Genomic DNA, 25,949 nt, shown 5'->3' on the forward strand with positions numbered 1-25,949 from the left:
TTTTTTCTGGTGGCATAAAAAACCCGCATCTTTGCGGGTTTTTTGTTTGTTATTTGCTGCTGCCTTCCGGCCGGATGTTATACGTTCCGAAGAAGCTGCGGTCCGTAACCAGGCTGATATTCTTGCCGTTAGCATCCACCGTGATCGACCCCGTCGTTTTCGTCAGTGCACAGGCAATACGGACTTCAATCGTACGCATACCGTTTGGTACATTCAGATCGACATACTGGTTAAAATGCAGAGAAGCTACCGTCTGTCCGTCTAAAAACACCATCAGCGGGCAGGTTTTTTCAAACGGCACGATCGATGACTGTTCTAAGCGATGCACCCGGATATGCGTCTGCCCCGCTGGCGCAACGGCACTTGCGTTAGCAAAAGAGGATTTAACCTGGAGCGTCGGTTCATAAGGATTACTCGCACACCCGGCTAAAAGTAAAGCAGCCAAGGCCACCAGTGTTTTTTTCATCGTTATCTCCCTGAGTTTATGCACGAATGATAGCAGCGTGTGCGCCGTGGGCAACAAAAAAACCGGCGGAAGTAATGTTCTTCTGGAGCTGAACGGATAAAAATGGCCATGTGCAGCATAAGATCGAGTATTTCAGTACAACCTGGCTCTGATTGCAGAAAAAATATTCATTTGTGGGAAACTTTTAGTGCCATAACTAATTCTTTTGTTAATTCTTCAAAACTTTCGTTCGTTAGCTGCATGGTCGGGTCCTCTGCAGCAATTTTCACGAGGTGATTCGTATATGAGTGCGCTATCAAAGCTTTCCTTGTGTTTTCATCGTCCCAAATCTATATTTCTCAGTCAGCCTGAATCAGTTTATATACGCTACTTTGATGTTCTTATAAACAAGAGGCCAAAGATAACAAAATGCTGAACAACCGCAAAAGGCAGCGTGATTCAACATATTGATTTTTAGTCAAAAAAATTAAATTTAAGTATTGAGTGAGTAAAAATTTGAGTTTGTAAATCGTTAACTTACTTAGGGCAATGTGAGTTTTGCAAAACGATTTCACATAAATTTAAAGTTACTTGCGACAAGCATCTCACATCCGTATTGGAGATTTACGCAACTGGTTATAGGAATAGAGCAGAAAATGAACGATATCCCGACTATATGATTTGATATTAGCCCTTAACTGGTTAAGCAAAATCATTTATCATTACTACTGATTAGAACACTATCTCGAATCAAATTTTGGCTTGCTTGGCAGTATAATCTTCTACCATCGGCTGTAATTTATGGGTGCGTTGGATAATATGGAACATAATGCAATGAACATAGCTGTTGTTATACCTTCATACAAAGTCAAAAAGCACATATTAAATGTTATAGGAAAAATAGGCCCTGAGGTTAACAGAATCTATGTGATCGATGACTGCTGCCCTGATGGAAGCGGCGATTTTGTTAAAGAGAACTGCAGCGATGAGCGAGTGATCGTTATCAAACACGATATTAATCAGGGAGTTGGTGGGGCGGTAATGACTGGGTATTCCGCTGCCCTAGAAGATGGAGTCGATATCATTGTCAAAATTGATGGTGACGATCAAATGGACCCATCTTTAATCAAGACATTTGTGGCACCAATTCTTGCTGGCGATGCTGATTACACTAAGGGCAATCGATTTTTTAACCTTGATAATATCAACGTAATGCCTAAAATTAGGTTGTTTGGGAATGCTGTTCTCTCCTTTATGACTAAATTATCATCTGGGTATTGGGATCTTTTCGATCCGACAAATGGCTACACTGCTATTCACGCTGATGTAATCCGACATTTACCTATGAAGAAAATTTCTAAAAGATATTTTTTTGAATCCGATATTCTTTTTAGACTTAACACACTTAAAGCTGTAGTCGTCGACATTCCAATGGATGCAAAATATGATGATGAAGAAAGTAATTTGAAAATAAAATCAATTATTGGCGATTTTATTTTTAAACACTCTCGAAACTTATTCAAACGCATATTTTATAATTACTATCTTCGTGACATGTCACTAGCTTCTTTCGAGTTACCCATTGGCATTTTATTTTTAATATTTGGTTTTGTAACTGGAGCACTAAACTGGGCAAATGCTGTTCATTCAGGCACGCCAGCAACGCCTGGTACTGTAATGCTTTCAGGGTTACCCATTATTCTCGGATTGCAACTAATCTTAGCCTTCATAGGTCATGACATTAGCAACGTCCCAAGAAGAACATTTCATAATAGGTATAAATAATGTTTTATATTGTTGCATTTATATGTGTCCTTGGTATAGCTGTCGGGCAAATATTATTTAAACTAAGCGCTATAGAGTTGCATAAGACTGGTAGTGTCTTCGCGCAAACTACACTAATTATGATGGCCAGTGCTTTTGCACTTTATGGTTTTACGACACTGGCTTGGATATGGGTTCTTCAAAAAATAGATCTTGGGAAAGCATACCCATTAATGGCTTTTGCATTTGTTTTAGTTCCAATAGGAAGCTACTTTATCCTTGGTGAGAAATTTAATCAGCAATATTTCATAGGTGTTGCTCTTATTATTACAGGTATTATATTAGCAGTCAGATCATAGGGAAGCTTTGTAATTAGCTGACTAAATTTACACAAAGGTTTAATAATGAAATACATTTCATCTAAAATAAATACAAACAATTTTTTTATTTTAATAATATTATTGTCAGTTATTTTTTTAATTGCAAAAAATATGGGGTTATATCCAACTGTTTTTGCTGACGAATATACTTATAGTAAGTATTCAAGACTTCTTCCTTTAGGGGATTCTACACTCCCAAACTATCTCTTTTTGTCTATATATAGTGTCACAGATCTTTGTGGGGCTGGATTTTTGGAGTGTGCTCGATTACTAAACGTGCTTTTTTTTGTGTTAGCCTCACCGTTCATCTACCTTATTGGAAGAAAGTTCACGGGGCATAAGACATCATGTCTAATAGCCTTTCTATCTATGTTATCCCCAATAAATACATATACAGCATATTTCATGCCGGAGTCATTGTACTATTTATCCTTTTGGGTATTAACCTACTTAATATTAAATATAGAAAAAGAAAGCAGCTTGTCACACTGGCTTTTTATAGGGTTCGTTTTTGGTCTCAGCGCATTAATTAAACCTCACGCATTACTCTTGGCTCCAGCACTCGTTGTTTATTTTTTGATAATTCACATTCAAGATAAATGGCAGGGCAAGGAAACATCAAGTTATATTAATTACCTAGGGTTATTAACAGCTATCATAGCAACAAAAATAATAATTGGCTATATCTTAGCGGGTAAATCTGGCATAACCGTTTTTGGTTCTACATATACATCAATGGCTTCAGGAGCGGTTGATTCGGGTCATTACATTAAACTCATACAAGTAGCTTTGAGTAACCTGCAAGGTCACTTACTTTCATTATTACTTTTATTCTCAGTCCCAATATGTCATTTGATTTTTATTTCCCAACATTTTTTTAGACATGATGAAAATCAACGAAATGAAATAAAAATTTCGCTTTACACCTCTTTGGTTATAGCCTCTCTTTTGGTTGTAGTGACTCTTTTTACCGCATCTGTCTCTGGTTCAGGCCCGTATGAAACAATATCCAGACTACACATGCGCTATTACAATTTTGCTTTCCCGCTTTTTATTCTAGTAGTTGCTTCACAATTAAATTCACATGTGAACCTTACCTCTAAAAAATGGCGAGCTATAATCGGGCTTCCCATTCTTGTAGCGTTACTTTATGGTTTTTTTACAAAACTAGCCCCCTACGCCCCAAACTTCATTGATAGCCCAGAGATTAGAGGATTTGTTTTTAGCACGAATGCTTTTTATGTACTAAGTTTTATCTCTATGATTTCCCTTATGTTATGGATATATTCCATTAATATAGGCGCGAGATTTTTCCTGTATTTATTTTTGCCTCTTTCAATATTGGTTTCAACTTTTTTTGTAAATTACGATGTCAGAGGTCGTATTAACCCAACTGTATATGACAATGCGGGACTATTTGCAAAGCAATACTTCAAGAATATGGGTATGTCTGATGAAGATATTGTTTCTAAAGTTGCTATAATCGGCCAGGATTCTGCAGGCCTCTTTCGTGTATTGTTCCATATTGATAACTCAAAAATATCGATGGATGATTCAAAATCGACGATGATAGCAACGTCGGATGTTCCTAATTATGATCTATCGAAGCTACCTGCGAAGAAAGAATGGGCTTTGGTGATTGGAGATTATCCAAAATTCGAAGAATCGAGTACCCAAATATCAATGAATGGTTTCACATTGGTTAAGGCTGTACCTCCAATAGATTTTTCGAAAAATACTTGGCCGGGCGTAATCTCCAAGGCTTATGGCTTATCTTCAACGGAGGGATGGGGTACGTGGTCCGTGGGAAATGTTGTGAGATTTGAGTTTTCCACCCCCCTTCCACTTAAATTTAAACTTCGTCTTACTGCACATGCTTTCGGACCTAATATAGGGAAGGAATTCATTGCGATTGTTGGTGGAACGTCGGAAGAATTTAAACTAGGTGAAAATGATGAGGAAAAAATAATAGCATTCGATAATGAAACAAGAACTAATTCATTGCAGATCATTGTTCCTTTACCTTCCTCACCTAAAATATTTACTAAAGGTCTGAACGGAGATGAGAGGAATTTAGGTATTGGTTTAGTCCAGATGAAGATAGTACCTATGCAATAGCCATTAGCTTTCCCCAGGAGAATTAGGGTACAAAATTATTTTTTATTCCTTAGAGAAGTCCCAAATGCGGGGCTTCTTGCTATCTGTTTATAGAAATAAACAGATCTTTCGTGAGTTAATTACTCATAAACTCGTTGGTTTGGTCGCGTTACAGGGAGAAGGTCAGAATAATTCAAGGAAATAAAGAGAACTATAAGGCGTACTGATTTGTTTTGTTGGTGGGTCGTGGCGGGTTCGAACCGCCGACCAATTGATTAAGAGTCAACTGCTCTACCGACTGAGCTAACGACCCAACGGCACGGATTATTCTCTTCTCTCAGGATGATGTCAAACGCTTATCCATAATTTTTTTGCAGTCTTTCTCATAAATAATTGTGAAGCTCATCACAACGAAAAACGGTATTATTCCCCTCCTCTCTGAAGATATTTGGCTAATTAACACTCAGTTATCCATGATGTAAAAAATACGATACATTTTTCTCTTTGGCATTTTTCATGCCAGTTATAATAAATGCGTACTTAACATTACTATTACACCGTTCGCACCAATTGCCGTTCCAGTTGTGGCGATAAAAGAGCCACAGAGAGCTCAAATTATTGAAGTAAATGAATGCGATATGGCGGAGTTCATACGCAAAAGCAAAAACAGGAATCAATACAACATGCAAGAAGAGTCAAAAATCCTCACTCAGTCAGAGGAAGAGAACGCAGAAGGCTTGCGGCGAAACCTCTCTAACCGCCATATTCAGCTGATTGCTATCGGCGGCGCCATCGGTACCGGCCTGTTTATGGGCTCCGGAAAAACCATCAGTCTCGCCGGTCCTTCAATCATCTTCGTATATATGATCATCGGCTTTATGCTGTTTTTCGTGATGCGTGCGATGGGCGAACTGCTCCTTTCCAATCTTGAATACAAATCCTTCAGCGATTTCGCCGCCGACCTGCTCGGTCCGTGGGCCGGATATTTCACCGGCTGGACCTACTGGTTCTGCTGGGTCGTTACCGGCATTGCAGACGTCGTGGCCATCACCGCCTACGCACAGTTCTGGTTCCCCGGTCTTTCACAATGGATCGCCTCGCTGCTCTGCGTTCTGGTCCTCCTCAGCCTGAACCTTGCGACCGTCAAAATGTTCGGTGAGATGGAATTCTGGTTCGCGATGATCAAAATCGTCGCCATTGTCGGGCTGATTATTGCCGGGCTGGTGATGGTTCTGACGCATTTCCAGACCCCCACCGGTACCGTCGCTTCTTTCAGTAACCTGTGGAACGATGGCGGGTTCTTCCCGAAAGGCGTCAGCGGCTTCTTCGCCGGTTTCCAGATTGCGGTTTTCGCATTTGTCGGGATTGAGCTGGTGGGCACAACCGCTGCCGAAACTAAAGATCCGCAAAAATCGCTGCCACGCGCCATCAATGCAATCCCGCTGCGCATCATCATGTTCTACGTTTTCTCGCTGATCATGATTATGTCGGTCACACCGTGGAGCCACGTTGTTGCGGATAAAAGCCCGTTTGTTGAATTGTTCGTTCTGGCCGGTTTGCCGGCTGCGGCGAGCATCATCAACTTTGTCGTGCTGACCTCTGCCGCTTCTTCCGCCAACAGCGGCGTGTTCTCCACCAGCCGTATGCTGTTTGGTCTGGCTCAGGAAGGCAATGCGCCGAAAGCGTTCGGCAAACTCTCTTCCCGCGCCGTGCCGTCTAACGGGCTGACCTTCTCCTGCATCTGCCTGCTTGGCGGTGTGGTGCTGATTTACCTGATCCCGAACGTGGTGACGGTCTTCACGCTGGTCACCACCGTTTCTGCGATTCTGTTTATGTTCGTCTGGACCATCATCCTCTGCTCTTATCTGGTCTACCGTCGTAAACGCCCGCAACTGCACGAAGCGTCCATCTACAAAATGCCGCTCGGCAAAATCATGTGCTGGGTATGCATGGCGTTCTTCGCCTTCGTGCTGGTGCTGCTCACTTTGCAGGACGACACCCGTCAGGCGCTGATGGTGACGCCGCTCTGGTTCGTGATCCTCGGCATTGGCTACTGGCTGCGAAGCAGAAGCCGCCGCGCTTAACCGAGCCGGTAACAGCAGAAAGGAGCCTTTACGGCTCCTTTTTCTTGGGTGATTTACTCCACATCCAGCGCCTGTCTGAACTGTCGCCACATCTTCAGCGCAGACGGTCTGGCCGAGGCCACTTTGACCGGCAGCTCCGGGGGTTCTCCGGCTTTCATCTCACCGAGATCAAACACAAAGGTATAATCCGGTTCCTGGCCCATACGTAAATCGCTGACCAGAATGTGCCCGCCCTGCTCTTTCACACTGAAAAATCCGTGGCTGAACCACGCGACGCGGGCGAGAAACGCATTGTCTTTATGCGCTTCGTAGAGCGCTTCTCCGCGCGGATAAAAGCGGAAACGTATCGGGGAATCCGGGTGCAGCAGCGATGTAAAACCCTCGCCGTAGCTGTCTTTATTCATCACCACCACGCGCCACACCAGTGAGTTGAGTGGCGTCGGCGTTACCAGAACCTGCGTGCTTTCGATGTTCTGCCGCTGCAATTCTTCGCTGACGTGCACCGTCACCTGATGCTGCTCGATAACCGTGCAGACCAGATACAAACAGCTCACGCCGAGCAGCACGTTATTCCACACAATCCCGCGCTGTTGCTCACGGTACAGCGCCAGCCCGACGCCGATGATCAGCGGCAAGGTATACAACGGATCGACGATAAAAATGCTGCCGACTGCAAACGGATAGTGCGTAAAAGGGATGCCCAGCTGTGTGCCGTAAACCGTCATTAAGTCCAGCAGCGGATGCGTGATCAGCGCCAGCCAGACCGTGCCGCACCAGCGTCTGAAGTGTTGCCTGGCGCTGAAAATTTTCGCCATTATCCAGGCGAGCAGCGGCGAAACCAGCGTGAGATACAACAACGCGTGAGTCTCCGTGCGGTGCTGCGTCATATTGCTGATAGCGTCGCCGTGATCGTAAAAAACATCCAGATCCGGCAACGTTCCGCAGACCGCGCCCGCCAGCGCAGATTTCCACACTGGCGTCCGCTTGCCCATCACCGCGATACCGACGGCAGCGCCCAAGACTAATTGTGAAACCGAATCCATCCTGACCTCTTCAAGCCCGAAGCTGTATGCCTTCAGTAATAATGCGCTGCACGTTGCTCACGGTCAGTTCGAAAAACTCAGGATCGTTGAGCGTTTTGCCGGTGATGGCTTCCACCTGCACACCAAAATCGGCGTAATGCTGCGTCGTTGCCCACAGCATAAAAATCAGCTGCATCGGGTCAACCGGCGCAATCAGTTCATCTTTGATCCAGCCGCGGATCACATCCGATTTATCTTCCACCAGCGTTTTCAGGCTGCCGCCGAGTTCCTGTTTCAGCAGCGGCGCGCCCTGCACCATCTCCAGACAAAACAGTCGGGACGCCTGCGGGTGATCGCGGGAAACACAGAGTTTCAGGCGGATATATTCGCGTATCGCTTCCAGCGGATGCTGATCCCGTTGCAGCGCTTTCAGCGGTGCCAGCCAGATATCCAGCAGGCCTTTCAGCACGGCGATATACAGATCTTCTTTCGACGGGAAGTAATACAGCAGATTGGTTTTTGAGACATCGGCACGCTCAGCGACCTGATCCAGGCTGGTGCCGTGAATGCCGTACAGCGAGAAAAACTCCAGCGCAGCGGCCATGATATTGCCACGTTTGGCGGCGACCGCCCGCGAGCGGCGCGTCGGTGCTTTCACCCCGGTTTTGCGGGACTGACTGTCCCCGGCAGCGGGCTGAGGAGGTTCGACCAATGGCTTCACAAGGATTTCCTGAGACAAACAGCGAGGAGGAAATCATAGCAAATAGGGATAAACGCGACTATCGCTATAAGCCTGGCTAATTAGACAACAAACCAATAACCACAATGATTGTGTTATTTAACAAAAATGCACCATTTACGGACATTCCTGCCTGATTTATGTGCAGTTTGTTTTGACCAAATGGTCTGAAACAGACCGTTTGCTCCACCAAAAATCAAAACACATTTTTAACCTGTTGATAACCATCATGTTTAAAAAAGTGGCACTGCCCTTGCAATACTCACCCCGTTAGGAAATTTCAGCACGGTGCAATTCGGAACCCGCAGGACGCACTCAAGCCGCGCAGAGATTTTCGCAAGCCCTTGTATTGAAAAATGAATCTTCAACTGAGGTGAGCTATGAAAATCGGTGTCTTTATTCCTATCGGCAACAACGGCTGGTTAATTTCTGAAACCGCGCCACAGTACAAACCGACCTTTGAACTGAACAAAACCATCGTGCAGAAGGCGGAACACTATAATTTCGACTTCGCGCTCTCGATGATCAAACTGCGCGGCTTCGGCGGTAAAACCGAATTCTGGGAACACAACATGGAGTCGTTCACGCTGATGGCGGGCCTCGCCGCCGTGACCTCCCGCATCCAGCTCTACGCCACCGCCGCCACGCTGGTGATGCCGCCGGCGATTGTGGCGCGCATGGCCGCCACCATTGATTCCATCTCCAACGGACGTTTCGGCGTGAACGTCGTCACCGGCTGGCAGAAACCGGAATACGAACAAATGGGCATGTGGCCGGGCGATGACTATTTCAGCCGCCGTTATGACTATCTGACCGAATATGTCAGCGTCCTGCGCGACCTGTGGGGCACCGGCCACTGCACGCTCGACGGCGAATTCTTCAAGATGGACGACTGCCGCGTCAGCCCGCGCCCGCAGTCTGAAATGAAAGTGATCTGCGCCGGACAAAGCGACGCAGGCATGGCGTTCTCTGCTAAACACGCCGATTTCAACTTCTGCTTTGGCAAAGGCGTTAACACGCCGACCGCGTTTGCGCCGACCGCCGCGCGCATGAAAACGGCGGCGGAAGCCGAAGGCCGCGACGTCTCCTCTTACGTGCTCTTTATGGTTATTGCGGATGAAACCGACGCCGCCGCCCGCGCCAAATGGGAACTGTATAAAGAAGGCGCGGATGCTGACGCACTGGCGTGGCTCACCGACCAGAGCAGCAAAGATACCAAATCCGGTGCCGACACCAATGTCCGCCAGATGGCCGACCCCACGTCAGCGGTCAATATCAACATGGGCACGCTGGTCGGCTCCTACGCCAGCGTCGCCAGAATGCTTGATGAAATCGACAGCGTGCCCGGCGCAGGCGGCGTGCTGCTGACCTTCGACGATTTTGTGGAAGGCATCGAAAACTTTGGCCGTTTCATCCAGCCATTAATGAAAACCCGCCAGCACATCGCAACGCAGCAGAAAGAGGTGGCGTAATGAACATTGTTGAAAATCAGACCGTTGTCCGCCGTGAACCTGAGAACAGCGGTGAGGAAACCATTCTCACGGCCCGCCCGGAAGCCATTGCGTTTACGCCACAGCAGACGGCGCTGATTGTGGTGGATATGCAGAATGCGTACGCCTCGCAGGGTGGTTATCTGGATTTAGCCGGTTTTGACGTCTCCGCCACTGCGCCAGTGATCGCCAACATCAAAGTGGCGATTGCCGCCGCGCGCGCCGCAGGCATCAAAGTGATCTTCTTCCAGAATGGCTGGGACAATCAGTACGTTGAGGCCGGTGGCGCTGGCTCACCAAACTTCCACAAATCCAACGCGCTGAAAACCATGCGTAAACGCCCGGAGCTGATGGGTAAATTACTGGCAAAAGGCGACTGGGATTACGACCTGGTGGATGAACTCCGGCCACAGCCGGGCGACATCGTGCTGCCAAAATCGCGCTACAGCGGATTCTTCAACACCCAGCTCGACAGCCTGCTGCGCAGCTATGGCATTCACCATCTGGTGTTCACCGGCATCGCCACCAACGTGTGCGTGGAATCCACGCTGCGTGACGGTTTCTTCCTCGAATATTTCGGCGTGGTGCTTGAAGATGCCACCCATCAGGCTGGCCCGGAATTCGCGCAAAAAGCGGCGATTTATAACATCGAAACGTTCTTTGGCTGGGTCTCCAGCGTGCGCAATTTCTGCGACGCCGTGGGTTATGACGCTAAACAAAACGCCGCATAACGGCTTTGCTAAAAGGAAATTGAAATATGCCTAAAAGTGCCATTATTCCGGCTGGCAGCGGCGTTCCGCTGGCACCGTTTGTTCCGGGAACGCTGGCCGACGGCGTGGTCTACGTCTCCGGCACCCTCCCTTTTGATAAAGACAACAACGTCGTGCATCTGGGCGATGCCGCCGCGCAAACCCGCCATGTGCTGGAAACCATCAAAAGCGTGATTGAAACCGCGGGCGGCACAATGGATGACGTCACCATGAACTCGATTTTCATTACCGACTGGGCAAATTACGCCGCCGTGAATCAGGTTTACGCTGAGTATTTCCCCGGCGAAAAACCGGCGCGGTTCTGTATTCAGTGCGGGCTGGTCAAACCGGGCGCGCTGATTGAAATCGCCACCATCGCGCACATCGGCAAGTAAAGCGTCGGAACACATTGTCCTGAAAACCTTGAGGAAACATCATGTATTACAAGGTATTGGGTAAGAATAATGCAGACGCCGAAACCGTGGTGCTTTCCTCCGGCCTCGGCGGTTCAGGCAGTTTCTGGCAACCCCAGATGGCGATGCTGAGCGGGCATTTTCGCGTCATCATTTATGACCAGCACGGAACCGGCGTCAGTAAAGGCACGGTGCCCGCCGGTTACCGGATGGAAGATATGGCGGATGAGCTGGCCGGACTGCTCAACGGGCTGGATATCACCCGCTGCCATCTGGTGGGTCACGCGCTCGGCGGCATTATTGGCCTGCATCTGGCACTGCGTTATCCCGCGCTGCTGCAAAGCCTGGTGGTGATCAACGGCTGGGCGAAGCTCGACAACCAGACGCGCCGCTGTTTTGAAGTCCGCCAGAATTTACTGCTCAACAGCGGCCTCGATGCCTACGTGCAGGCGCAACCGCTGTTTCTGTATCCGGGCGACTGGCTGTCGGCCAACGACGCATTACTCCGGGAAGAGCGCCAGCATCAGGTGGCGCATTTTCAGGGAATGGAAAATCTGCTTCACCGTTTACAGGCGCTGATGAATTCCGACCTGACCCAAACGCTCGGACAGGTGATCGCACCCACGCTGGCGTTCAGCTGCAAAGATGATTTGCTGGTGCCGTGGATGCGCTCTGCCGATCTCGCCGGACGCCTGCCGAACGGCGAACACACACAAATGCTGTACGGCGGCCATGCCATGAGCGTGACCGACCCGGAAACGTTTAACCCGATTTTACTGGAATGGCTGCAACGGCATTCATCGCAAAAACCTGCCGCGCCTTCCCATCGCCTGCCCACGGAGACAACATGGCCGAAACATTAACCGCCACGCCGGCTTTACCGGCCATTGAAAAACAACCCGCCGTTGAAAAACAGGCGTTCCGCGATGCAATGGCTCATCTCGGTTCCGCCGTTAACATCATCACCACCGACGGTCCCGGCGGTCGCGCGGGTTTTACCGCATCCGCCGTGTGCAGTGTCACCGACTCGCCGCCAACCCTGCTCGTTTGCCTGAACCGCTCGGCGTCGGTGTATCCGGCCTTTACCGAAAATCAGGTGCTGTGCGTCAACACGCTCGCCGACTGCCATGAATCGCTGTCCAATTTATTCGGCGGAAAAACGCCGATGGAACAACGCTTTGAAGCCGCCGAATGGTCATCCCTTTCCACCGGTTCTCCCATTCTCAGCGATGCGCTGGTCTCGTTTGATTGCAAAATCACGCAAGTCACCCGCGTCGGCACCCACGATATTTTGTTTTGCGAAGCCGTTGCGATCACCCGCAACGACGAACGCCACGGACTGGTGTATTTCGACCGCCGCTATCACCCGCTGATGCGGCAGTCAGCCTGTTAACTCAACCTGATTAGGGAATTGCAGCATGGCAAATACCAATACCTCCTGGTTTCCAAAGTGGCGTAAAAGAGAAGGCAATCTGGATGGCGCCGTTATTGCGCCGGACGAGCGGCTGCCGTTAGGGCCGACGGTGATTATGGGTCTGCAACATACCGTCGCCATGTTCGGCGCGACGGTATTAATGCCGCTGCTGATGGGGTTTGACGCCAACATGGCGATCCTGATGTCCGGCATCGGCACCCTGCTGTTTTTCCTGGTGGTCGGCGGACGCGTGCCGAGTTATCTCGGGTCGAGCGCGGCATTTGTCGGGCTGGTAATTGCGGTGACCGGCTACAGCGGCCACGGCGCGAACCCGAATATCGGCGTCGCGCTCGGCGGGATTATTGCCTGCGGGGTCATTTATACGCTGATTGGTTTTGTGGTGATGGCCGTGGGTACGCGCTGGATTGAACGCCTGATGCCGCCGGTCGTAACCGGTGCGGTGGTGATGGCGATTGGTCTGAACCTCGCGCCGATTGCCATTAACAGCGTCTCGGCGTCGTCGTTTGACAGCTGGATGGCGGTGGTCACCGTGCTGTGTATTGGCTCGGTGGCCGTTTTCACCCGCGGGCTGGTGCAGCGTTTACTTCTGCTGCTCGGGCTGGTGGCGGCGTATCTGATTTATATGCTGGTCACAAACGTCATGGGGCTGGGCGCACCGGTGGATTTCACCGCCGTCGCGCAGGCGCCGTGGTTTGGTCTGCCGACCATCACCACGCCGGTGTTCAGCACCCATGCGATGCTGATGATTGCGCCGGTGGCCGTGATTCTGGTGGCGGAAAACCTCGGGCACATTAAAGCGGTCGCGGGTATGACCGGTAAAAACCTCGATCCGTACATGGGCCGCGCGTTTGTCGGCGACGGGCTGGCGACGTTGCTCTCGGCCTCTGCGGGCGGAACCGGTGTGACAACCTACGCGGAAAACATCGGCGTCATGGCGGTCACAAAAATTTATTCCACGCTGATTTTCGTCGCTGCTGCAATTGTTGCCATTGTGTTGGGCTTTTCGCCCAAATTTGGTGCACTGATCCACACCATTCCCGGTCCGGTATTGGGCGGTGCGTCGATTGTAGTGTTCGGATTGATTGCCGTAGCCGGTGCGCGCATCTGGGTACAAAACCAGGTGGATCTGGGTCTTAACGGAAATCTCATCATGGTTGCGGTCACGCTGGTACTGGGCGCAGGCAACTTTACCCTGAGCCTGGGCGGCTTCAGCATGGGCGGCATCGGCACGGCGACGTTTGGCGCAATTTTGCTGAACGCCTTCCTCAGCCGCAACAAACAGCTAAAAACGCAGCCGGAAATAAAAACTGGCACAGAAGCTGCATTAAAAGATCACTGACGACCTCAGTTTCTCCTTAGCTCATCATTTTTGATGATCGCCAGCGGTTATCCGGTCCACCCGTCCGGATTAGCCGCTGGTTTTTTTCTTTCTGCGCCTCACACATTCCCACATTGCAGCTAAGTAATGCGAAATTCCTTCGTTCACCTCCCCTTTAAATTGGTTTGTTATGGGTCCAGCACTTTCGTTCTAAAGCACGCCGGAAGTGATTCATCTGCCTGAATTAACCAAAAAAGAAGAAAGGGTCGCATTATGAAAAACATTCGCCGGATAAACGCGGTCACCCGCGCACTGGCTTTAGGGGCACTTCTCACCAGCACACTCAACGCCTTTGCCGCTGACGGCACGCCGGTTCAGGGTGGCACGCTGATTTATCTCGAACAACAGGCGCATACCAATTTATATCCTCCGGCGGGTGGCTTTTACCCGAACGGCGGCATCCTGAACCAGATCACCGACAAACTGACCTATCAGAACCCGCAGACGCTGGAAGTCGAGCCGTGGATTGCCGAGTCCTGGAGCTTTAACGCCGACAAAACCGAATACACTTTCAAACTGCGTCCGGGCGTGACCTTCTCCGACGGCACGCCGCTTGATGCCAACGCCGTGGCGAAGAACTTCGACACCTACGGGCTGGGCAATAAAGAACGCCATCTGCCAGTTTCCGAAGTGATTAATAACTACGACCACAGCGAAGTGGTTGACCCGCTGACCGTCAAATTCTACTTCAAAAAATCCTCGCCGGGCTTCCTGCAGGGCACGGCGACCATCGGCTCCGGGCTGGTGTCACTGAGCACGCTGGATCGCAATTTTGATGCGCTGGGCGATGCGACGCACATCATCGGTTCCGGCCCGTTCGTGGTCAGTAAAGAAACGCTCGGTCGTGAAGTCGATCTGACGGCGCGCAAAGATTACAACTGGGGGCCGAAAAACCTCAAACAGCAGGGCCGCGCCAATCTCGACGGCATCAAAGTGATCGTCACCGGTGAAGACAGCGTGCGTATCGGCGCGCTGCTGGCCGGTCAGGCCGATTTCATCCGTCAGGTTCAGGCGTATGACGAGAAACAGGCCAAAGACCAGAACTTCCCGATTTATGCCGCGCCGACCAAAGGCGTGAACGACAGCATTTCGTTCCGTCCGGACAACGCGCTGGTGTCTGATCTCAAAGTCCGTCAGGCGTTGCTGCACGCCACCAACAGCAAACAGGTGGTCGATACGCTGTTCTCGCCAAACTATCCGCAGGCCACCTCCGTCATTGCCAAAACTGCCGCCGGTTACGTGGATCTGAGCAACAAACTGACGTATGACCCGACACTGTCGAAAAAGCTGCTGGACGAAGCGGGCTGGAAACCGGGCCCGAACGGTCTGCGCCAGAAAGACGGCAAAACGCTGTCGCTGACCATTTATGAATCCCTGCCGCAGCCGCAGAACAAAGAAGTGTTGCAGCTGGTTTCGCAGCAGTGGAATCAGGTCGGCGCGAAGCTGAACATTCTGGCCGGTGACGCGGGCAGCCGCGTGGCGGACAACCTGGATCCGGAAAAAACGCCGGCGAACGTGGTTGAAGTCGGCCGCGCCGATCCGGACGTCATCAAAAGCTCCTTCTATCCGACCAACCGCGATGCGTTGCTGCAAAAAGGTGGCCTGAGCAGCAAGGTGAAAAGCTTCCGTGATGACAAACTGAATGACCTGCTGGTGGCGATTTCAGCCGAAGTGGATCCGAAAAAACGTCTGGCGCTGGCCGGTGACGTGCAGAACTACCTGCTCGATCAGGCTTACGTGATTCCGATTTTCGAAGAGCCACAGGTCTTTGCCGGTGCGCCTTATTTCAAAGGCGTGAGCTTTGAAGCTGTTGGCCGCCCGAGCTTCTACGGCGCATGGCTTGAAAAGCACTAACAGGCAGGAGTGAATCATGAACCGATACGTTAGCGGTCGTTTTGGGCAGGCTTTGCTGGTGTTGTGGGCGGCGTTTACCGTCTCCTTTATTCTCCTGCAAGTGCTGCCGGGCGATGCCATTCTGATTAAATTCCAGAACCCGGACATGGGGCTGAGCCCGGCGCAAATCGCCGATATGCGCGCGGCCTACGGCGCGGATGTGCCGCTGGTGCAGCAATATCTGCATACGCTGGGGAATTTCCTGCGCGGGGATCTGGGCTATTCGATTCAGGCTGGCGTACCGGTCACTGAATTACTCAGCAGCAACTTTCCGCCGACCTTGCGGCTGGCGCTGATGGGCTTCGCACTGGCCGCGGTGGTGGCTTTTGCGCTGGCGTTTATCTCCAGCCTGCTGCATTTCGGCTGGCTGAAAAACCTGTTGCAGTCGGTGCCGTCGCTGTTTATTTCGATTCCGACTTTCTGGCTCGGTATCGCGCTGATTCAGTTTTTCTCTTTCCATCTGCGCTGGATCCCGGTGATTAATCCGGGTGAATGGGTCGGGCTGATTTTGCCGGTGGTGACGCTGGCCGTGCCGATTTCCGCACCGCTGGCGCAGATCCTGATCCGCAGCATTGATCAGGTGCAGACCCAGCCGTTCGTCGCCGTCGCCCGCGCCAAAGGGGCCAGCCGCAGCGGCGTGCTATGGCGTCATGTGGCGCGTAATGCCCTGCTTCCGGTACTCACTATCGCCGGTTTGCTCTTTGGTGAACTGATTGCCGGGGCGCTGATCACCGAAACGGTGTTTGGCCTGAATGGCCTCGGGCAACTGACGCAGCAGGCGGTGAACAATCAGGACGTCGCGGTTTTACAGGCGATTGTGGTGATTTCCGCCGCCGCCTTCGTCGGCATCAACTTACTGGTCGATTTGCTTTATCCGCTGCTCGACCCGCGTCTTAAAGCTAACGCCTCGAAAAACTCAAAGGGAGCCACCGCATGAGCAGCTTACCGCTGGGTAAAAGCATTCTCTCTATACCCGCCACACAGCGTCGCCGCTGGAAAACACCCCGTCTGCAACCGGGATTAATTCTCGCGTGGCTGGTGATGGCAACCGTCATTTTGTGGGCCATTGCGCCAGGCATATTTACGGATTACAGCGGTACCGAAGGCATCGCGGGCGCACAACGTCTGGCCCCGCAGGCCGGTCACTGGCTGGGCACCGATCAGCTAGGCCGTGATGTTTACGCCCGTATCGTTTACGGCGCATCACACTCGCTGTCTGGTGCGCTGGTCGCCGTAGCGCTCGGGCTGGTGTTCGGCACCGCATTAGGGCTGGCCGCCGGTGCCAGCGGCGGCATTGTTGACGCGATTGTTATGCGCATCAACGACGTATTGCTGTCGATCCCCGGCCTGCTGTTGTCCCTGAGCGTCATCATTTTACTTGGCTTCGGCACGGTTCACGCGGCGATTGCCGTCGGTGTGACCTCTGTCGCCAACTTCGCCCGCCTCGCCCGCGCCGAAGTGGTGCTGGTACGCCACAGCGATTACGTCGAAGCCGCGTACGGCAGCGGAGGCACCTTCTTCTCGATCCTCTGGCGGCACATTCTGCCGAACTCGCTGACCTCGGTCATCGCCTTCTCGGCGTTGCAATTTGGCAGTGCGATTCTGGCGATTTCCACCCTGAGTTTCCTCGGTTACGGCACTCCGCCGCCGACGCCGGAATGGGGTTTGCTGATCGCCGAAGGCCGTAACTACATTTCAACCGCCTGGTGGCTGACCACCTTCCCCGGCGTCGTCGTGGTGCTGGTGGTGCTTTCCGCCAACCGCATCAGCCAGTCATTACGCAGGAGAACGCGATGAGCACACAGGCGACTTTGAATAACCACACCGCACCCGTTCTTGAGCTGGATAACCTGACGATTGCCTACGACGGTAAACCGGTGGTTCACAACGTCTCGTTTTCCATTAACGCCGGCGAAGTGCTGGCGCTGGTGGGCGAATCCGGTTCCGGTAAAACCACGACCGCGCAGTCGATCATCGGCCTGCTGGCGGAAAACGGTCATATTGAACAGGGCGAAATCCGCCTGAACGGCACCGACATCAGCCAGTGGTCGCAGCGCCGCCTTGATGCCCTGCGCGGCGCACGCATCAGCCTGATCCCGCAGGACCCGACCAGTTCGCTGGATCCGGTGAAAACTATCGGTTCACAGGTTGCCGAAATTCTGGATATCCACCAGCGCCTGCCGCGTGTTCAGCGCGACGCACGCGTGGTGGAACTGCTGACCCGCGTCGGCCTCACGCACCCGGAACAGCGCGCGAAACAGTATCCGCACGAACTTTCCGGCGGCATGAAACAGCGCGTGCTGATTGCCATTGCCATTGCGCTGCAACCGGCGCTGATCATCGCCGACGAACCGACCAGCGCGCTCGACGTCACGGTGCAAAAACGCATTCTGGATTTGATTGACGATTTGCGCCGCGAATCCGGCACCGCCGTTTTGCTGGTCACACACGATCTGGCGATTGCCGCCGAACGCGCCGACCGCCTGCTGGTGTTCCGCAACGGCAAAGTGCAGGAACAGGGCGTGACGGCGGAAGTCCTGAACGCGCCGAAAAGCGATTACACCCGCCAGCTGTTTGCCGACGTCCCGGCCCTTTCAGGCAATCACCGCACGCAAATTGCCGCCGTCGCCGAACCGGTGCTGGTGGTCGAAAATGTCACCCATGATTTCTCACTTGGCGGTAAACATCAGGCGGCATTCCGCGCCGTCGATAACGTCTCGTTCAGCATTCCGCGCGGCACCACACATTCTCTGGTCGGTGAATCCGGCTCGGGAAAAACCACGCTGGCGCGCATTCTGCTCGGTTTTCAGAAACCGGACAGCGGCCGCGTATTGATCGACGGCGAAGATATCACGCGCCTCAAAGGCGAAGCGCTGCGTCAGGTGCGCCGTAAAATTCAGCTGGTGTACCAGAACCCGTTCGCCTCGCTGGATCCGTCACAAACCTTGTTCAGCGTGATTGAAGAACCGCTGCTGAACTTCGAAAAAATTCCGTCAGCATTGCGCCGGGATCGGGTTCTGGATATCGCCCGCCGCGTGGCGCTGCCCGAAGAACTGCTGGGCCGCAAACCGCGTGAGCTTTCCGGCGGCCAGCGTCAGCGCGTGGCGATTGCCCGCGCGCTGATCCTCGAACCGAAAGTGCTGGTGCTCGACGAAGCAACTTCGGCGCTCGACGTCACCGTACAGGCGCAAATTCTGACCCTGCTCCGGCAGCTCCAGGATTCGCTCGGCCTGACCTATTTGTTTATCTCGCATGACCTGGCAACCGTCCGGCAAATCTCCCACAGCGTCTCGGTACTGAACCGCGGGCAACAGGTGGATTCCGGTAACGTGGAAGACGTGTTTTCACTGCCTTCCAGCGATTACACCCGCCAGCTGATTGATGCAATCCCCGGCCGCCACCGCGCCGCCTGATTCAACACATGAAAAAGAAAAGAGGGACATTATGAGCAATAAACGTCTTGGATTTTTTACCCGCCTTCTGGACAACACCAGCGCACAGGAACGTTACCGGCTGGCGACTGAGCAAATTATTCACGCCGAGCAACTGGGTTTTGACTCCGCATGGGTCGCGCAGCACCATTTCCACGAAGCGGAAGGCGGTTTGCCCGCACCGCTGGTTTTCCTTGCACAGGTCGCGGCGCACACCCGCTTTATCCGTCTCGGCACCGGCGTGATTACGCTGCCGATGGAAAATGCGCTGCGCGTGGCAGAAGACACCGCCGTGCTGGATTTGCTCTCCGGCGGACGTCTTGAAGTCGGGCTGGGCTCCGGCGGCACGCCTTCGTCATTCCTGCCGTTCGGCTTTGAAAGCAGTGAGCGCGGCGCGGTGTTTAGCCATAATCTGCAAACCCTGCTGACTGCCTGGCGCGGCGAACCGCTGGCGGGTACCGATAACCGGTTATATCCGGCGGCACCGCATCTGGAAAAACGCGTCTGGCAGGCCACATTCTCGGTTGACGGCGGCGCGCGTGCCGGGAAATCCGGCGACGGACTGATGCTTTCGCGCACCCAGCCACGCCCGGCTGATGCACCGGATTTGCGCCTCGACGAACTGCAAAACCCGATTATCGATGCCTATTTCGACGCGCTGCCGGAAGGCGTTGCGCCACGCATCATGGGCTCGCGCACGGCATTTGTGACGGAAAACGGCGACGAAGCCCGCGAACTGGCGCAAAAAGGTTTACGCCGTCAGGCCGAAAATTACCGCGCCAGCGGGCAAACGGTCAGAGGTGATACGCTCGATGATTATATTCGTACTTTCGACGTTCATCTTGGTACGGCGGCGCAGGTCACCGCCACGTTGCAGGCCGACACCGCGCTGGCCCGCGTCACCGATCTGGCGTTTCAGGTGCATTCCATTGACCCGCCGCATCCGTACATTTTGCGTTCCATTGAACTGATTGCGCGTCACGTTGCGCCCGCCCTCGGCTGGGTTCGCCGCACGCCGCAGCGCCATGTTTCCACTTCTTCCGCCGACCCTACGTTCTCAAAGGCTGCATCTACACAGGACAACTTATGACCACTTATTCGACTGACCTGCTGGAAAAACTGGCTGAAATTGCGCCGTCTTCTGAGCTGAAACAGGCTCGCGACACCCGCGATGCCGCGACCCGCCACGCGCAAGGCAGCTACGATGCGCTGTTTACCGAGCAGGACGGCGTGGATTTCACGCTGGCCGAGCGTCTGCGTTTGGCGCAAAACGTCGCGCGCTGGCACGGCGATTCGCAGCTCACCAATCACTATTCTGAGCGTTTGCAGGATTTGCCGGACATCGACGAAACCGCCCGCCTCGACGCCGCGCTGACCCACGGCGAACGCCTGAGCTTCAAACCCGCCAGCGCCACACCTGCACATTTGCAGGCACTGAAAAAAGCCGGCTGGTCGGCGGATGCCATCGTCACGATTTCGCAGCTGATTGCTTTCGTCAGTTTCCAGAGCCGCGCGCTGCGCAGCTACCGCCTGATTGGCGGCAAACCGGTGGAAAACGCCAGCAATAAACCGGTCGGCGCCGCGTTCTGGCGCACTGAACCGAATACCCACAGCGGCCGCGACGCGCCGCAGGCTTTCACGCAGGAAGAGCTTGGCTGGGAACCGTGGATCCCGTCCAAAAAGCTGGAGGAATTTGATGAAGCCCAGCAGGCGATTCTGGCGAAATTCGGCCATACCGATTCTGACTATTTCCGCCTGTTAGGCCGCAACCTGCCGGTGCTTGAGCAACGCACGCTGACCGACAAAGGCATTTTCTACACGTCCGGCGGCCTGCCGCGCAAAGAGCGCGAACTGGCGGCCACCGTGGCGAGCAAAATCAACGGCTGTATTTACTGTGCGTCGGTGCATTCGCGCAAAGCCAGCCAGCTTTCCAAACAAACTGAAGACGTCCAGCGGCTGATCGACACCCCGCCGGGCGGCATTCTCAGCAAGGAACAATCCCCGCGCTGGCAGGCTGAAATTGATTTCGCCGCCGCGCTCTCCGCTACGCCGCCGGTCGCCTCGCCGGAGCACATTAAGGCGTTGCGCGATCAGGGTTTAAACGAACTGGAAATCGTCGATCTGGCGCAGTCTGCGGCATTCTTCGCCTGGGCAAACCGCCTGATGTTAACGCTGGGAGAACCGTTCACTGACTGAAGCACTGATTAAGGTGAAGATAGCGGGCAGCGCGCCCACGGTCTTCACCTTAGATCTTTCCGTTCTCTCTTATAAATTTAATTTTGTTGCTTAAATCCCACGATATGTTAAAACTCTGCTACTGCAAGTAATGGACGGCTAAACGTCTAAATACCCATCCGTCTATTTAATAAGGCCGAACGCTCAGTGACCACCTCCCTCCTTGAGATGCGTAATATCTCGATTTCATTTGCCGGTTTCCCTGCCCTGCGCCAGGTGGATTTCACGCTGGAAGGCGGATCCGTCCATGCCTTAGTCGGGGCGAATGGCGCAGGGAAATCGACACTGATGGCCGTGCTTTCCGGCACGCATGACCACTACACCGGGCAAGTTATCCTCGACGGTGAAGCGGTAAATATCCGTCTGCCACACCACGCCCGCGACCACGGTATTCATCTGGTCCAGCAGGAAGTGGATGTCGCGCTGGTGCCCACGCTGAACGTTGCGGAAAACATCATGCTCGACCGGCTTTCCGAACCCGGTCATCTGCATAACTGGCCGCGTTTATACCGGCAGGCGCAGCTGCTGGTCGAACAGCTGGGCCTGAACATCAGCCTGAAAGCCCGTATCGAAAACTGCACGCTGGCCGAGAAACAGCTGATTTTGCTGGCGCGCGCGTTATCGCATAAATGCCGTTTCCTGATCCTTGATGAACCGACCGCCCCGCTCGATCAGGCTGAAAGCGCCCGTCTGTTTGCGCTGGTGCGCAAGCTGAAAGACGCGGGAATGGCGGTAGTTTTTATCTCTCACCGCATTCATGAACTGCGCGAAATCTGCGACCGCATGACGGTGCTGCGCGACGGCCGTCTGGTCAGCGATGACAGCATGGACGGCCTGAGCAACGAGCAGATTATCGAGAAAATGATCGGCCATCAGCTTGATGATATTTATCCGCCACGCCGTCCGCCGCACAGCGGAGAAACGTTGCTGCACATTCACGGCATGCACGACAAAGACAAACTGCGCGATATCTCGCTGCGTCTGCACCGGGGTGAAATCCTCGGGATTGCCGGGCTGGCGGGTGCCGGGAAAACCGAGCTGTGCAAAGCGTTGTTTGGTGCGACGCCAAGCCAGGTCGAAAGCGGTGAGCTGAACGGCAAACCGTGGAAGCCGAAAGAACCGCATCTTTCCGTGGAACAGGGTCTGGCGTTAGTGCCGGAAGAACGGCGCAAGGAAGGGATTTTCATTGATGAAAATATCCCGATGAACCTCAGCGTCACTGCCGACGATTCGTTTTCGCGCTGGAGTATTTTCAGCAAACGTCAGTCGCTGTCGTGGGCGAAGGACATTATCAGCCGCTTAGGTATTCGCGCTTCCGGGCCGATGCAGAAGCTGGCGAGGCTTTCCGGTGGTAACCAGCAAAAAGTGGCTATCGGAAAATGGCTGCGCAGTGAGAGTCAGGTGTTGATTTTCGACGAACCGACCAAAGGCGTAGACATCAAGGCCAAAACGGACGTGTTCAGGCTGATTGACGGCCTGGCGCAACAGGGAAAAGGCATTATTTATGCTTCCGGTGAGTTCGCCGAACTGGTCGGTTTATGCGACCGCATTCTGGTGTTGTGGGATGGCCGCATCGTGGCCGAACTGGACGCCGCAGACGTCGACGAAGAAACCTTATTAGTCTATTCAACCGGAGGAACCCCCGCGTGAGCAAAGCCGTGGTGAGTAAAGAAAACGTACCCGCAGCCAGCCAGCCCTGGCGTCATCAGTTGTTCGAATTTTTGTATAAATGGGGCATGTTGCTGACCGTTGTTTTGCTGATCGCCGGTTTTGGCGTGGCCTCGGACAACTTCCTCGAACCGTCGAACATCATTAATATTCTGCGTTCCATCGCCATCGTGACGGTGATTGCCATCGGCGTATCGATTTCACTTTCGGTCGGCGGTTTTGATTTATCGGTCGGCTCAACGGCGTCGCTCGCCAATGCGCTGGTGATTTCGATGTTCGTCTGGCACGGTTTCGGCACCACCGAAGCGATTCTGATCACGCTTGCGCTGTGTACGCTGGTTGGCCTGTTTAACGCCTTCCTGATTGTTATCCTGAAAATTCCCGACATGCTCGCCACCCTCGCCAGCCTGTTCGTCATTCAGGGCGCGGCGATGACTTACAGCTACGGCGGTTCGATCACGGAAAACATGTTACTGCCGAGCGGCGACATGGCCGAAGGCACCGTTCCGGCAGTGTTCAGCCTGCTGGGCCAGGTGCCGGTGATTGTTATCGTGATGGCGGTCGTCACCGTTGCGGTACAGCTGTTTATGTCCCTGACCAAGCATGGCCGCCGTATGTACGCCATCGGCGGCAACCCGCTGGCCGCACGCCTGGCGGGGATCCGCACCGCGCGTTACCGCGTGATTGCTTACGTGATTTCATCAGTTCTGGCAGGCGCAGGCGGCATTTTGCTGGCGTCGCGTATCGGGTCTTCGCAGGTGAACGCCGGTGGCGGTTATCTGATGGACGCCGTTGCCGCCGCCTATATCGGTTTTTCCCTCGCCGGTTCCGGCAAACCGAATGCGTTAGGGACGCTGCTCGGTGCAGTCATTCTGGGCGTTCTGTCGAACGGGCTGGTGATGTTGTCAGTACCGTATTATGCGATGGATATTATCAAGGGGTTGGTATTAGCGGTGGCGCTGGCGCTCACGTATATACAGAAGCGGTAGGACGCCTGAACGGGCTTTGCGTTTTTAAAAGAAAAGGATCGAGGAAGTTTCGGTTTTTCAATAGCAGTGATCACATGGCTTTTCACGCCGAAACCGACCAAGAGAGGGAAGTGCGTTCCCTCTCTTGGATCTCTCCTCGCTTTTTCAACAAGCGCTACCGCTGGATCGATGGACGTGTTCTGTTGCCTCGGCGAGTGGCGCGAAATCTTGCCGCTGCGCGGTTCCTTCTCTACGGGCTTCGAGCCTTGCGGTCTCGAACCCTCGGTCAGCAACATTTCTGAGCGCGCCAGCTTACCTTTCTTAAAGATAAAACCAGACCGTTTTTGAATTGAAAAAGCCATTGGCCGCTTTCAAAACGACGTCGAATGAACGGTGAGAAACAGCGAGAGTCTTTTCCGAGCAGGTTCGAACCTGAAATGAGAGTACCGCGCAGCGGCGGAGTTTGCGGCAATAACAAAAAGCCCCTGAAACATAGCCAGCCAGCGATAGCGCGCAGTGAAAGAGCCGGAGATTCTTAAGAGGCGCGGCGATAGGCGCCTCTTAAGGCCCGTTTGGGCGGCGAGCCCAAGGTTTTGACTTTGATTTTTAAAAAACCTCACTCCCCGCCAGCACCTTAAACATCACGCTCGTCGACTCCAGCACGCCTCCCGTCGACATCGCATACTGCGGAATAACCCCGCTCAGCGTAAACCCCTGATGCTCATATAAGGTCTGCGCCGGGCTGCCGGACACCGTATCGAGCACCAGCAGCGTTTTGCCCTCCTGGCGCGCCAGCACTTCCACCGCGTCCATCAGCTTTTTCGCCACGCCTTTACGGCGCCCTTGCGGATGCACCATCAGTTTCACCACGTCGCCGCGATGGATACCGTTGGCGGGCTGATCGACCACCAGCTGGACGGTGCCGATGATTTTCCCGGCTTCATGCGCCACCAGAAGACGTCTCTCGCCCCGCTCAAAAGCCGGTAAAAGCTTTTGCCAGAACGCCTGCGCCTGCACAAATCCGAACGGCAGGATAAAGCCGATGCTCGCGCCCAGCGCCACCGACTGCATCAGGGTATCGGCCAGCGCGTCCAGATCCGCCTCCGGCAATACTCCACCCTGCACTTCACTTATCACGACTTCACTGCTGTTTTGCATAAAGAAGAACCCTGTTCTGTCAGATTTAAGGACGTGAAATCACAATGACATAGCGGGCATCCGCCGGGCCGGGAACGTGGAATGACGAGGTGCCGTGAAGATGAAAACGCAGGCAATCTCCGGCCTCAAGCCGGTAAGTCCGCGAATCGAGCGTGAACTCCAGCACGCCTTCCAGCATCCAGATATGCTGCTCGAGGCCGTCAACCGGCGGGGAATCATACGAAATCGTGACACCGGCTTTTAACGTGCCGGAGATCAGTTCGGCGCGAAAACCCGGCGCGGGGGGTGAAACAGAACGACGCTCAAAACCGGTTTCGCGGTCATGCCATACGGGCTGCTGCCCGGCGCGGATAAGCTCCGGCGGGTTGTCTTCCAGCGCCATCAGCAGACGTGAGGTGGTCAGCCCATATGCCGCACTCAGTTTGCCCAGCAATGACGCCGTCGGGCTGGTTTCTGCCCGTTCCACCCTTGAAAGCGTAGCGCGGCTGATACCGGTAAGTTGCGCCAGCTGTTCCAGCGACCAGCCCTGGCCGACACGTAGTTCAGCCAGACGCTCTGCCAGGCGCAAATCGTGGCTCTCCTGCCCTTCTTCCATCTCTT

Annotated in this window: 23 protein-coding genes and 1 tRNA gene; 18 read left to right on the forward strand and 6 right to left on the reverse strand. The window is 53.3% G+C overall.

The window, feature by feature from the left end; all coding sequences use genetic code 11:
• Window positions 1-49: 49 nt before the first annotated feature.
• Complete coding sequence (locus CWS43_RS12480; protein WP_101077253.1) at window positions 50-466, reverse strand: hypothetical protein; 417 nt, start codon at window positions 464-466, stop codon at window positions 50-52.
• 813 nt (window positions 467-1,279) lie between these two features.
• Between CWS43_RS12480 and CWS43_RS12485 the strand changes: the two genes are divergently transcribed.
• The 3 genes from CWS43_RS12485 to CWS43_RS12495 are packed head-to-tail and all read left to right on the forward strand — an operon-like array spanning window position 1,280 to window position 4,707.
• Window positions 1,280-2,230: a glycosyltransferase family 2 protein gene (locus tag CWS43_RS12485; RefSeq protein WP_198555825.1), complete on the forward strand. Its 951-nt coding sequence runs from the start codon at window positions 1,280-1,282 to the stop codon at window positions 2,228-2,230.
• Complete coding sequence (locus tag CWS43_RS12490; RefSeq protein ID WP_101077254.1) at window positions 2,230-2,568, forward strand: 4-amino-4-deoxy-L-arabinose-phospho-UDP flippase; 339 nt, start codon at window positions 2,230-2,232, stop codon at window positions 2,566-2,568. The genes CWS43_RS12485 and CWS43_RS12490 overlap by 1 nt, the downstream gene beginning before the upstream one ends.
• 45 nt (window positions 2,569-2,613) lie before the next feature.
• Window positions 2,614-4,707: a glycosyltransferase family 39 protein gene (locus CWS43_RS12495; RefSeq protein WP_101077255.1), complete on the forward strand. Its 2,094-nt coding sequence runs from the start codon at window positions 2,614-2,616 to the stop codon at window positions 4,705-4,707.
• A 216-nt stretch (window positions 4,708-4,923) separates the two neighbouring features.
• On the opposite strand, the gene CWS43_RS12500 is transcribed toward CWS43_RS12495, so the two are convergent.
• Window positions 4,924-4,999: transfer RNA gene (locus CWS43_RS12500), tRNA-Lys, on the reverse strand.
• A gap of 370 nt (window positions 5,000-5,369) precedes the next feature.
• On the opposite strand from CWS43_RS12500, the gene cycA reads away from it, so the two are divergent.
• Window positions 5,370-6,770 carry a D-serine/D-alanine/glycine transporter gene (gene cycA, locus CWS43_RS12505; RefSeq protein ID WP_101077256.1) on the forward strand — a complete coding sequence of 467 codons (1,401 nt, stop codon included), beginning with the start codon at window positions 5,370-5,372 and terminating at the stop codon, window positions 6,768-6,770.
• 53 nt (window positions 6,771-6,823) lie between these two features.
• Here cycA and CWS43_RS12510 read toward each other — a convergent pair whose 3' ends face one another.
• Complete coding sequence (locus CWS43_RS12510) at window positions 6,824-7,813, reverse strand: metal-dependent hydrolase (protein WP_101077257.1); 990 nt, start codon at window positions 7,811-7,813, stop codon at window positions 6,824-6,826.
• A 10-nt stretch (window positions 7,814-7,823) separates the two neighbouring features.
• Window positions 7,824-8,504, reverse strand: coding sequence for an HTH-type transcriptional regulator RutR (gene rutR / locus CWS43_RS12515; RefSeq protein WP_198555832.1), 681 nt, complete (start codon window positions 8,502-8,504; stop codon window positions 7,824-7,826).
• Between the two features lie 407 nt (window positions 8,505-8,911).
• On the opposite strand from rutR, the gene rutA reads away from it, so the two are divergent.
• From rutA to CWS43_RS12585, 14 genes are all read left to right on the forward strand, one after another.
• Window positions 8,912-10,003 (forward strand): pyrimidine utilization protein A, encoded by a 1,092-nt coding sequence (gene rutA / locus CWS43_RS12520; RefSeq protein ID WP_101077259.1) that lies wholly within the window; start codon window positions 8,912-8,914, stop codon window positions 10,001-10,003.
• On the forward strand, window positions 10,003-10,752 hold the full coding sequence (rutB, locus tag CWS43_RS12525; RefSeq protein WP_101077260.1) for a pyrimidine utilization protein B: 750 nt from the start codon (window positions 10,003-10,005) through the stop codon (window positions 10,750-10,752). The genes rutA and rutB overlap by 1 nt, the downstream gene beginning before the upstream one ends.
• A gap of 26 nt (window positions 10,753-10,778) precedes the next feature.
• Window positions 10,779-11,165: a pyrimidine utilization protein C gene (rutC, locus tag CWS43_RS12530; RefSeq protein WP_101077261.1), complete on the forward strand. Its 387-nt coding sequence runs from the start codon at window positions 10,779-10,781 to the stop codon at window positions 11,163-11,165.
• Between the two features lie 41 nt (window positions 11,166-11,206).
• On the forward strand, window positions 11,207-12,046 hold the full coding sequence (rutD, locus tag CWS43_RS12535) for a pyrimidine utilization protein D (RefSeq protein WP_101077262.1): 840 nt from the start codon (window positions 11,207-11,209) through the stop codon (window positions 12,044-12,046).
• The gene (gene rutF, locus CWS43_RS12540; RefSeq protein WP_101077263.1) at window positions 12,031-12,576 is read left to right on the forward strand and encodes an NADH-dependent FMN reductase RutF; all 546 of its coding nucleotides are present in this window, start codon (window positions 12,031-12,033) and stop codon (window positions 12,574-12,576) included. Before rutD ends, rutF begins: the two co-directional genes overlap by 16 nt.
• A gap of 25 nt (window positions 12,577-12,601) precedes the next feature.
• Window positions 12,602-13,957 (forward strand): pyrimidine utilization transport protein G, encoded by a 1,356-nt coding sequence (rutG, locus tag CWS43_RS12545; RefSeq protein ID WP_101077264.1) that lies wholly within the window; start codon window positions 12,602-12,604, stop codon window positions 13,955-13,957.
• Window positions 13,958-14,209: 252 nt separating this feature from the next.
• A complete protein-coding gene (locus tag CWS43_RS12550) occupies window positions 14,210-15,850 on the forward strand; it encodes a TIGR04028 family ABC transporter substrate-binding protein (protein WP_101077265.1) in 1,641 nt (546 codons plus the stop codon).
• Between the two features lie 16 nt (window positions 15,851-15,866).
• Complete coding sequence (locus tag CWS43_RS12555) at window positions 15,867-16,826, forward strand: ABC transporter permease (protein ID WP_101077266.1); 960 nt, start codon at window positions 15,867-15,869, stop codon at window positions 16,824-16,826.
• The gene (locus tag CWS43_RS12560) at window positions 16,823-17,686 is read left to right on the forward strand and encodes an ABC transporter permease (protein WP_101077267.1); all 864 of its coding nucleotides are present in this window, start codon (window positions 16,823-16,825) and stop codon (window positions 17,684-17,686) included. The genes CWS43_RS12555 and CWS43_RS12560 overlap by 4 nt, the downstream gene beginning before the upstream one ends.
• Window positions 17,683-19,302 (forward strand): ABC transporter ATP-binding protein, encoded by a 1,620-nt coding sequence (locus CWS43_RS12565; protein WP_101077268.1) that lies wholly within the window; start codon window positions 17,683-17,685, stop codon window positions 19,300-19,302. Before CWS43_RS12560 ends, CWS43_RS12565 begins: the two co-directional genes overlap by 4 nt.
• A gap of 31 nt (window positions 19,303-19,333) precedes the next feature.
• The gene (locus CWS43_RS12570; protein WP_101077269.1) at window positions 19,334-20,410 is read left to right on the forward strand and encodes a putative FMN-dependent luciferase-like monooxygenase; all 1,077 of its coding nucleotides are present in this window, start codon (window positions 19,334-19,336) and stop codon (window positions 20,408-20,410) included.
• Window positions 20,407-21,516 (forward strand): alkylhydroperoxidase domain protein, encoded by a 1,110-nt coding sequence (locus CWS43_RS12575; RefSeq protein WP_101077270.1) that lies wholly within the window; start codon window positions 20,407-20,409, stop codon window positions 21,514-21,516. The genes CWS43_RS12570 and CWS43_RS12575 overlap by 4 nt, the downstream gene beginning before the upstream one ends.
• Before the next feature lie 207 nt (window positions 21,517-21,723).
• Entirely contained in the window at window positions 21,724-23,205 is a 1,482-nt protein-coding gene (locus tag CWS43_RS12580; RefSeq protein WP_101077271.1) for a sugar ABC transporter ATP-binding protein, read from the forward strand.
• A complete protein-coding gene (locus CWS43_RS12585) occupies window positions 23,202-24,212 on the forward strand; it encodes an ABC transporter permease (protein WP_101077272.1) in 1,011 nt (336 codons plus the stop codon). The genes CWS43_RS12580 and CWS43_RS12585 overlap by 4 nt, the downstream gene beginning before the upstream one ends.
• A 585-nt stretch (window positions 24,213-24,797) precedes the next feature.
• Here the strand turns inward: CWS43_RS12585 and CWS43_RS12590 are convergent.
• Window positions 24,798-25,349 (reverse strand): GNAT family N-acetyltransferase, encoded by a 552-nt coding sequence (locus CWS43_RS12590; RefSeq protein WP_101077273.1) that lies wholly within the window; start codon window positions 25,347-25,349, stop codon window positions 24,798-24,800.
• A gap of 25 nt (window positions 25,350-25,374) precedes the next feature.
• Window positions 25,375-25,944, reverse strand: coding sequence for a helix-turn-helix domain-containing protein (locus CWS43_RS12595; RefSeq protein ID WP_101077274.1), 570 nt, complete (start codon window positions 25,942-25,944; stop codon window positions 25,375-25,377).
• Window positions 25,945-25,949: the final 5 nt, after the last annotated feature.

Origin of the sequence: Rahnella sp. AA (assembly GCF_002834385.1) — a bacterium.
Taxonomy (GTDB): domain Bacteria; phylum Pseudomonadota; class Gammaproteobacteria; order Enterobacterales; family Enterobacteriaceae; genus Rahnella.

What these genes read in the sequence shown, in the direction of transcription:
- cycA (WP_101077256.1), top strand. Translation starts at nt 5,370, where the DNA reads ATGCAAGAAGAGTCAAAAATCCTCACTCAGTCAGAGGAAGAGAACGCA.
- CWS43_RS12555 (WP_101077266.1), top strand. Translation starts at nt 15,867, where the DNA reads ATGAACCGATACGTTAGCGGTCGTTTTGGGCAGGCTTTGCTGGTGTTG.
- CWS43_RS12510 (WP_101077257.1), bottom strand. Translation starts at nt 7,813, where the DNA reads ATGGATTCGGTTTCACAATTAGTCTTGGGCGCTGCCGTCGGTATCGCG.
- rutC (WP_101077261.1), top strand. Translation starts at nt 10,779, where the DNA reads ATGCCTAAAAGTGCCATTATTCCGGCTGGCAGCGGCGTTCCGCTGGCA.
- rutD (WP_101077262.1), top strand. Translation starts at nt 11,207, where the DNA reads ATGTATTACAAGGTATTGGGTAAGAATAATGCAGACGCCGAAACCGTG.
- rutG (WP_101077264.1), top strand. Translation starts at nt 12,602, where the DNA reads ATGGCAAATACCAATACCTCCTGGTTTCCAAAGTGGCGTAAAAGAGAA.
- CWS43_RS12570 (WP_101077269.1), top strand. Translation starts at nt 19,334, where the DNA reads ATGAGCAATAAACGTCTTGGATTTTTTACCCGCCTTCTGGACAACACC.
- rutB (WP_101077260.1), top strand. Translation starts at nt 10,003, where the DNA reads ATGAACATTGTTGAAAATCAGACCGTTGTCCGCCGTGAACCTGAGAAC.
- rutF (WP_101077263.1), top strand. Translation starts at nt 12,031, where the DNA reads ATGGCCGAAACATTAACCGCCACGCCGGCTTTACCGGCCATTGAAAAA.
- CWS43_RS12565 (WP_101077268.1), top strand. Translation starts at nt 17,683, where the DNA reads ATGAGCACACAGGCGACTTTGAATAACCACACCGCACCCGTTCTTGAG.
- CWS43_RS12490 (WP_101077254.1), top strand. Translation starts at nt 2,230, where the DNA reads ATGTTTTATATTGTTGCATTTATATGTGTCCTTGGTATAGCTGTCGGG.
- CWS43_RS12550 (WP_101077265.1), top strand. Translation starts at nt 14,210, where the DNA reads ATGAAAAACATTCGCCGGATAAACGCGGTCACCCGCGCACTGGCTTTA.
- CWS43_RS12485 (WP_198555825.1), top strand. Translation starts at nt 1,280, where the DNA reads ATGAACATAGCTGTTGTTATACCTTCATACAAAGTCAAAAAGCACATA.
- CWS43_RS12595 (WP_101077274.1), bottom strand. Translation starts at nt 25,944, where the DNA reads ATGGAAGAAGGGCAGGAGAGCCACGATTTGCGCCTGGCAGAGCGTCTG.
- rutA (WP_101077259.1), top strand. Translation starts at nt 8,912, where the DNA reads ATGAAAATCGGTGTCTTTATTCCTATCGGCAACAACGGCTGGTTAATT.
- CWS43_RS12480 (WP_101077253.1), bottom strand. Translation starts at nt 466, where the DNA reads ATGAAAAAAACACTGGTGGCCTTGGCTGCTTTACTTTTAGCCGGGTGT.
- CWS43_RS12580 (WP_101077271.1), top strand. Translation starts at nt 21,724, where the DNA reads ATGCGTAATATCTCGATTTCATTTGCCGGTTTCCCTGCCCTGCGCCAG.
- CWS43_RS12575 (WP_101077270.1), top strand. Translation starts at nt 20,407, where the DNA reads ATGACCACTTATTCGACTGACCTGCTGGAAAAACTGGCTGAAATTGCG.
- CWS43_RS12590 (WP_101077273.1), bottom strand. Translation starts at nt 25,349, where the DNA reads ATGCAAAACAGCAGTGAAGTCGTGATAAGTGAAGTGCAGGGTGGAGTA.
- CWS43_RS12495 (WP_101077255.1), top strand. Translation starts at nt 2,614, where the DNA reads ATGAAATACATTTCATCTAAAATAAATACAAACAATTTTTTTATTTTA.
- CWS43_RS12560 (WP_101077267.1), top strand. Translation starts at nt 16,823, where the DNA reads ATGAGCAGCTTACCGCTGGGTAAAAGCATTCTCTCTATACCCGCCACA.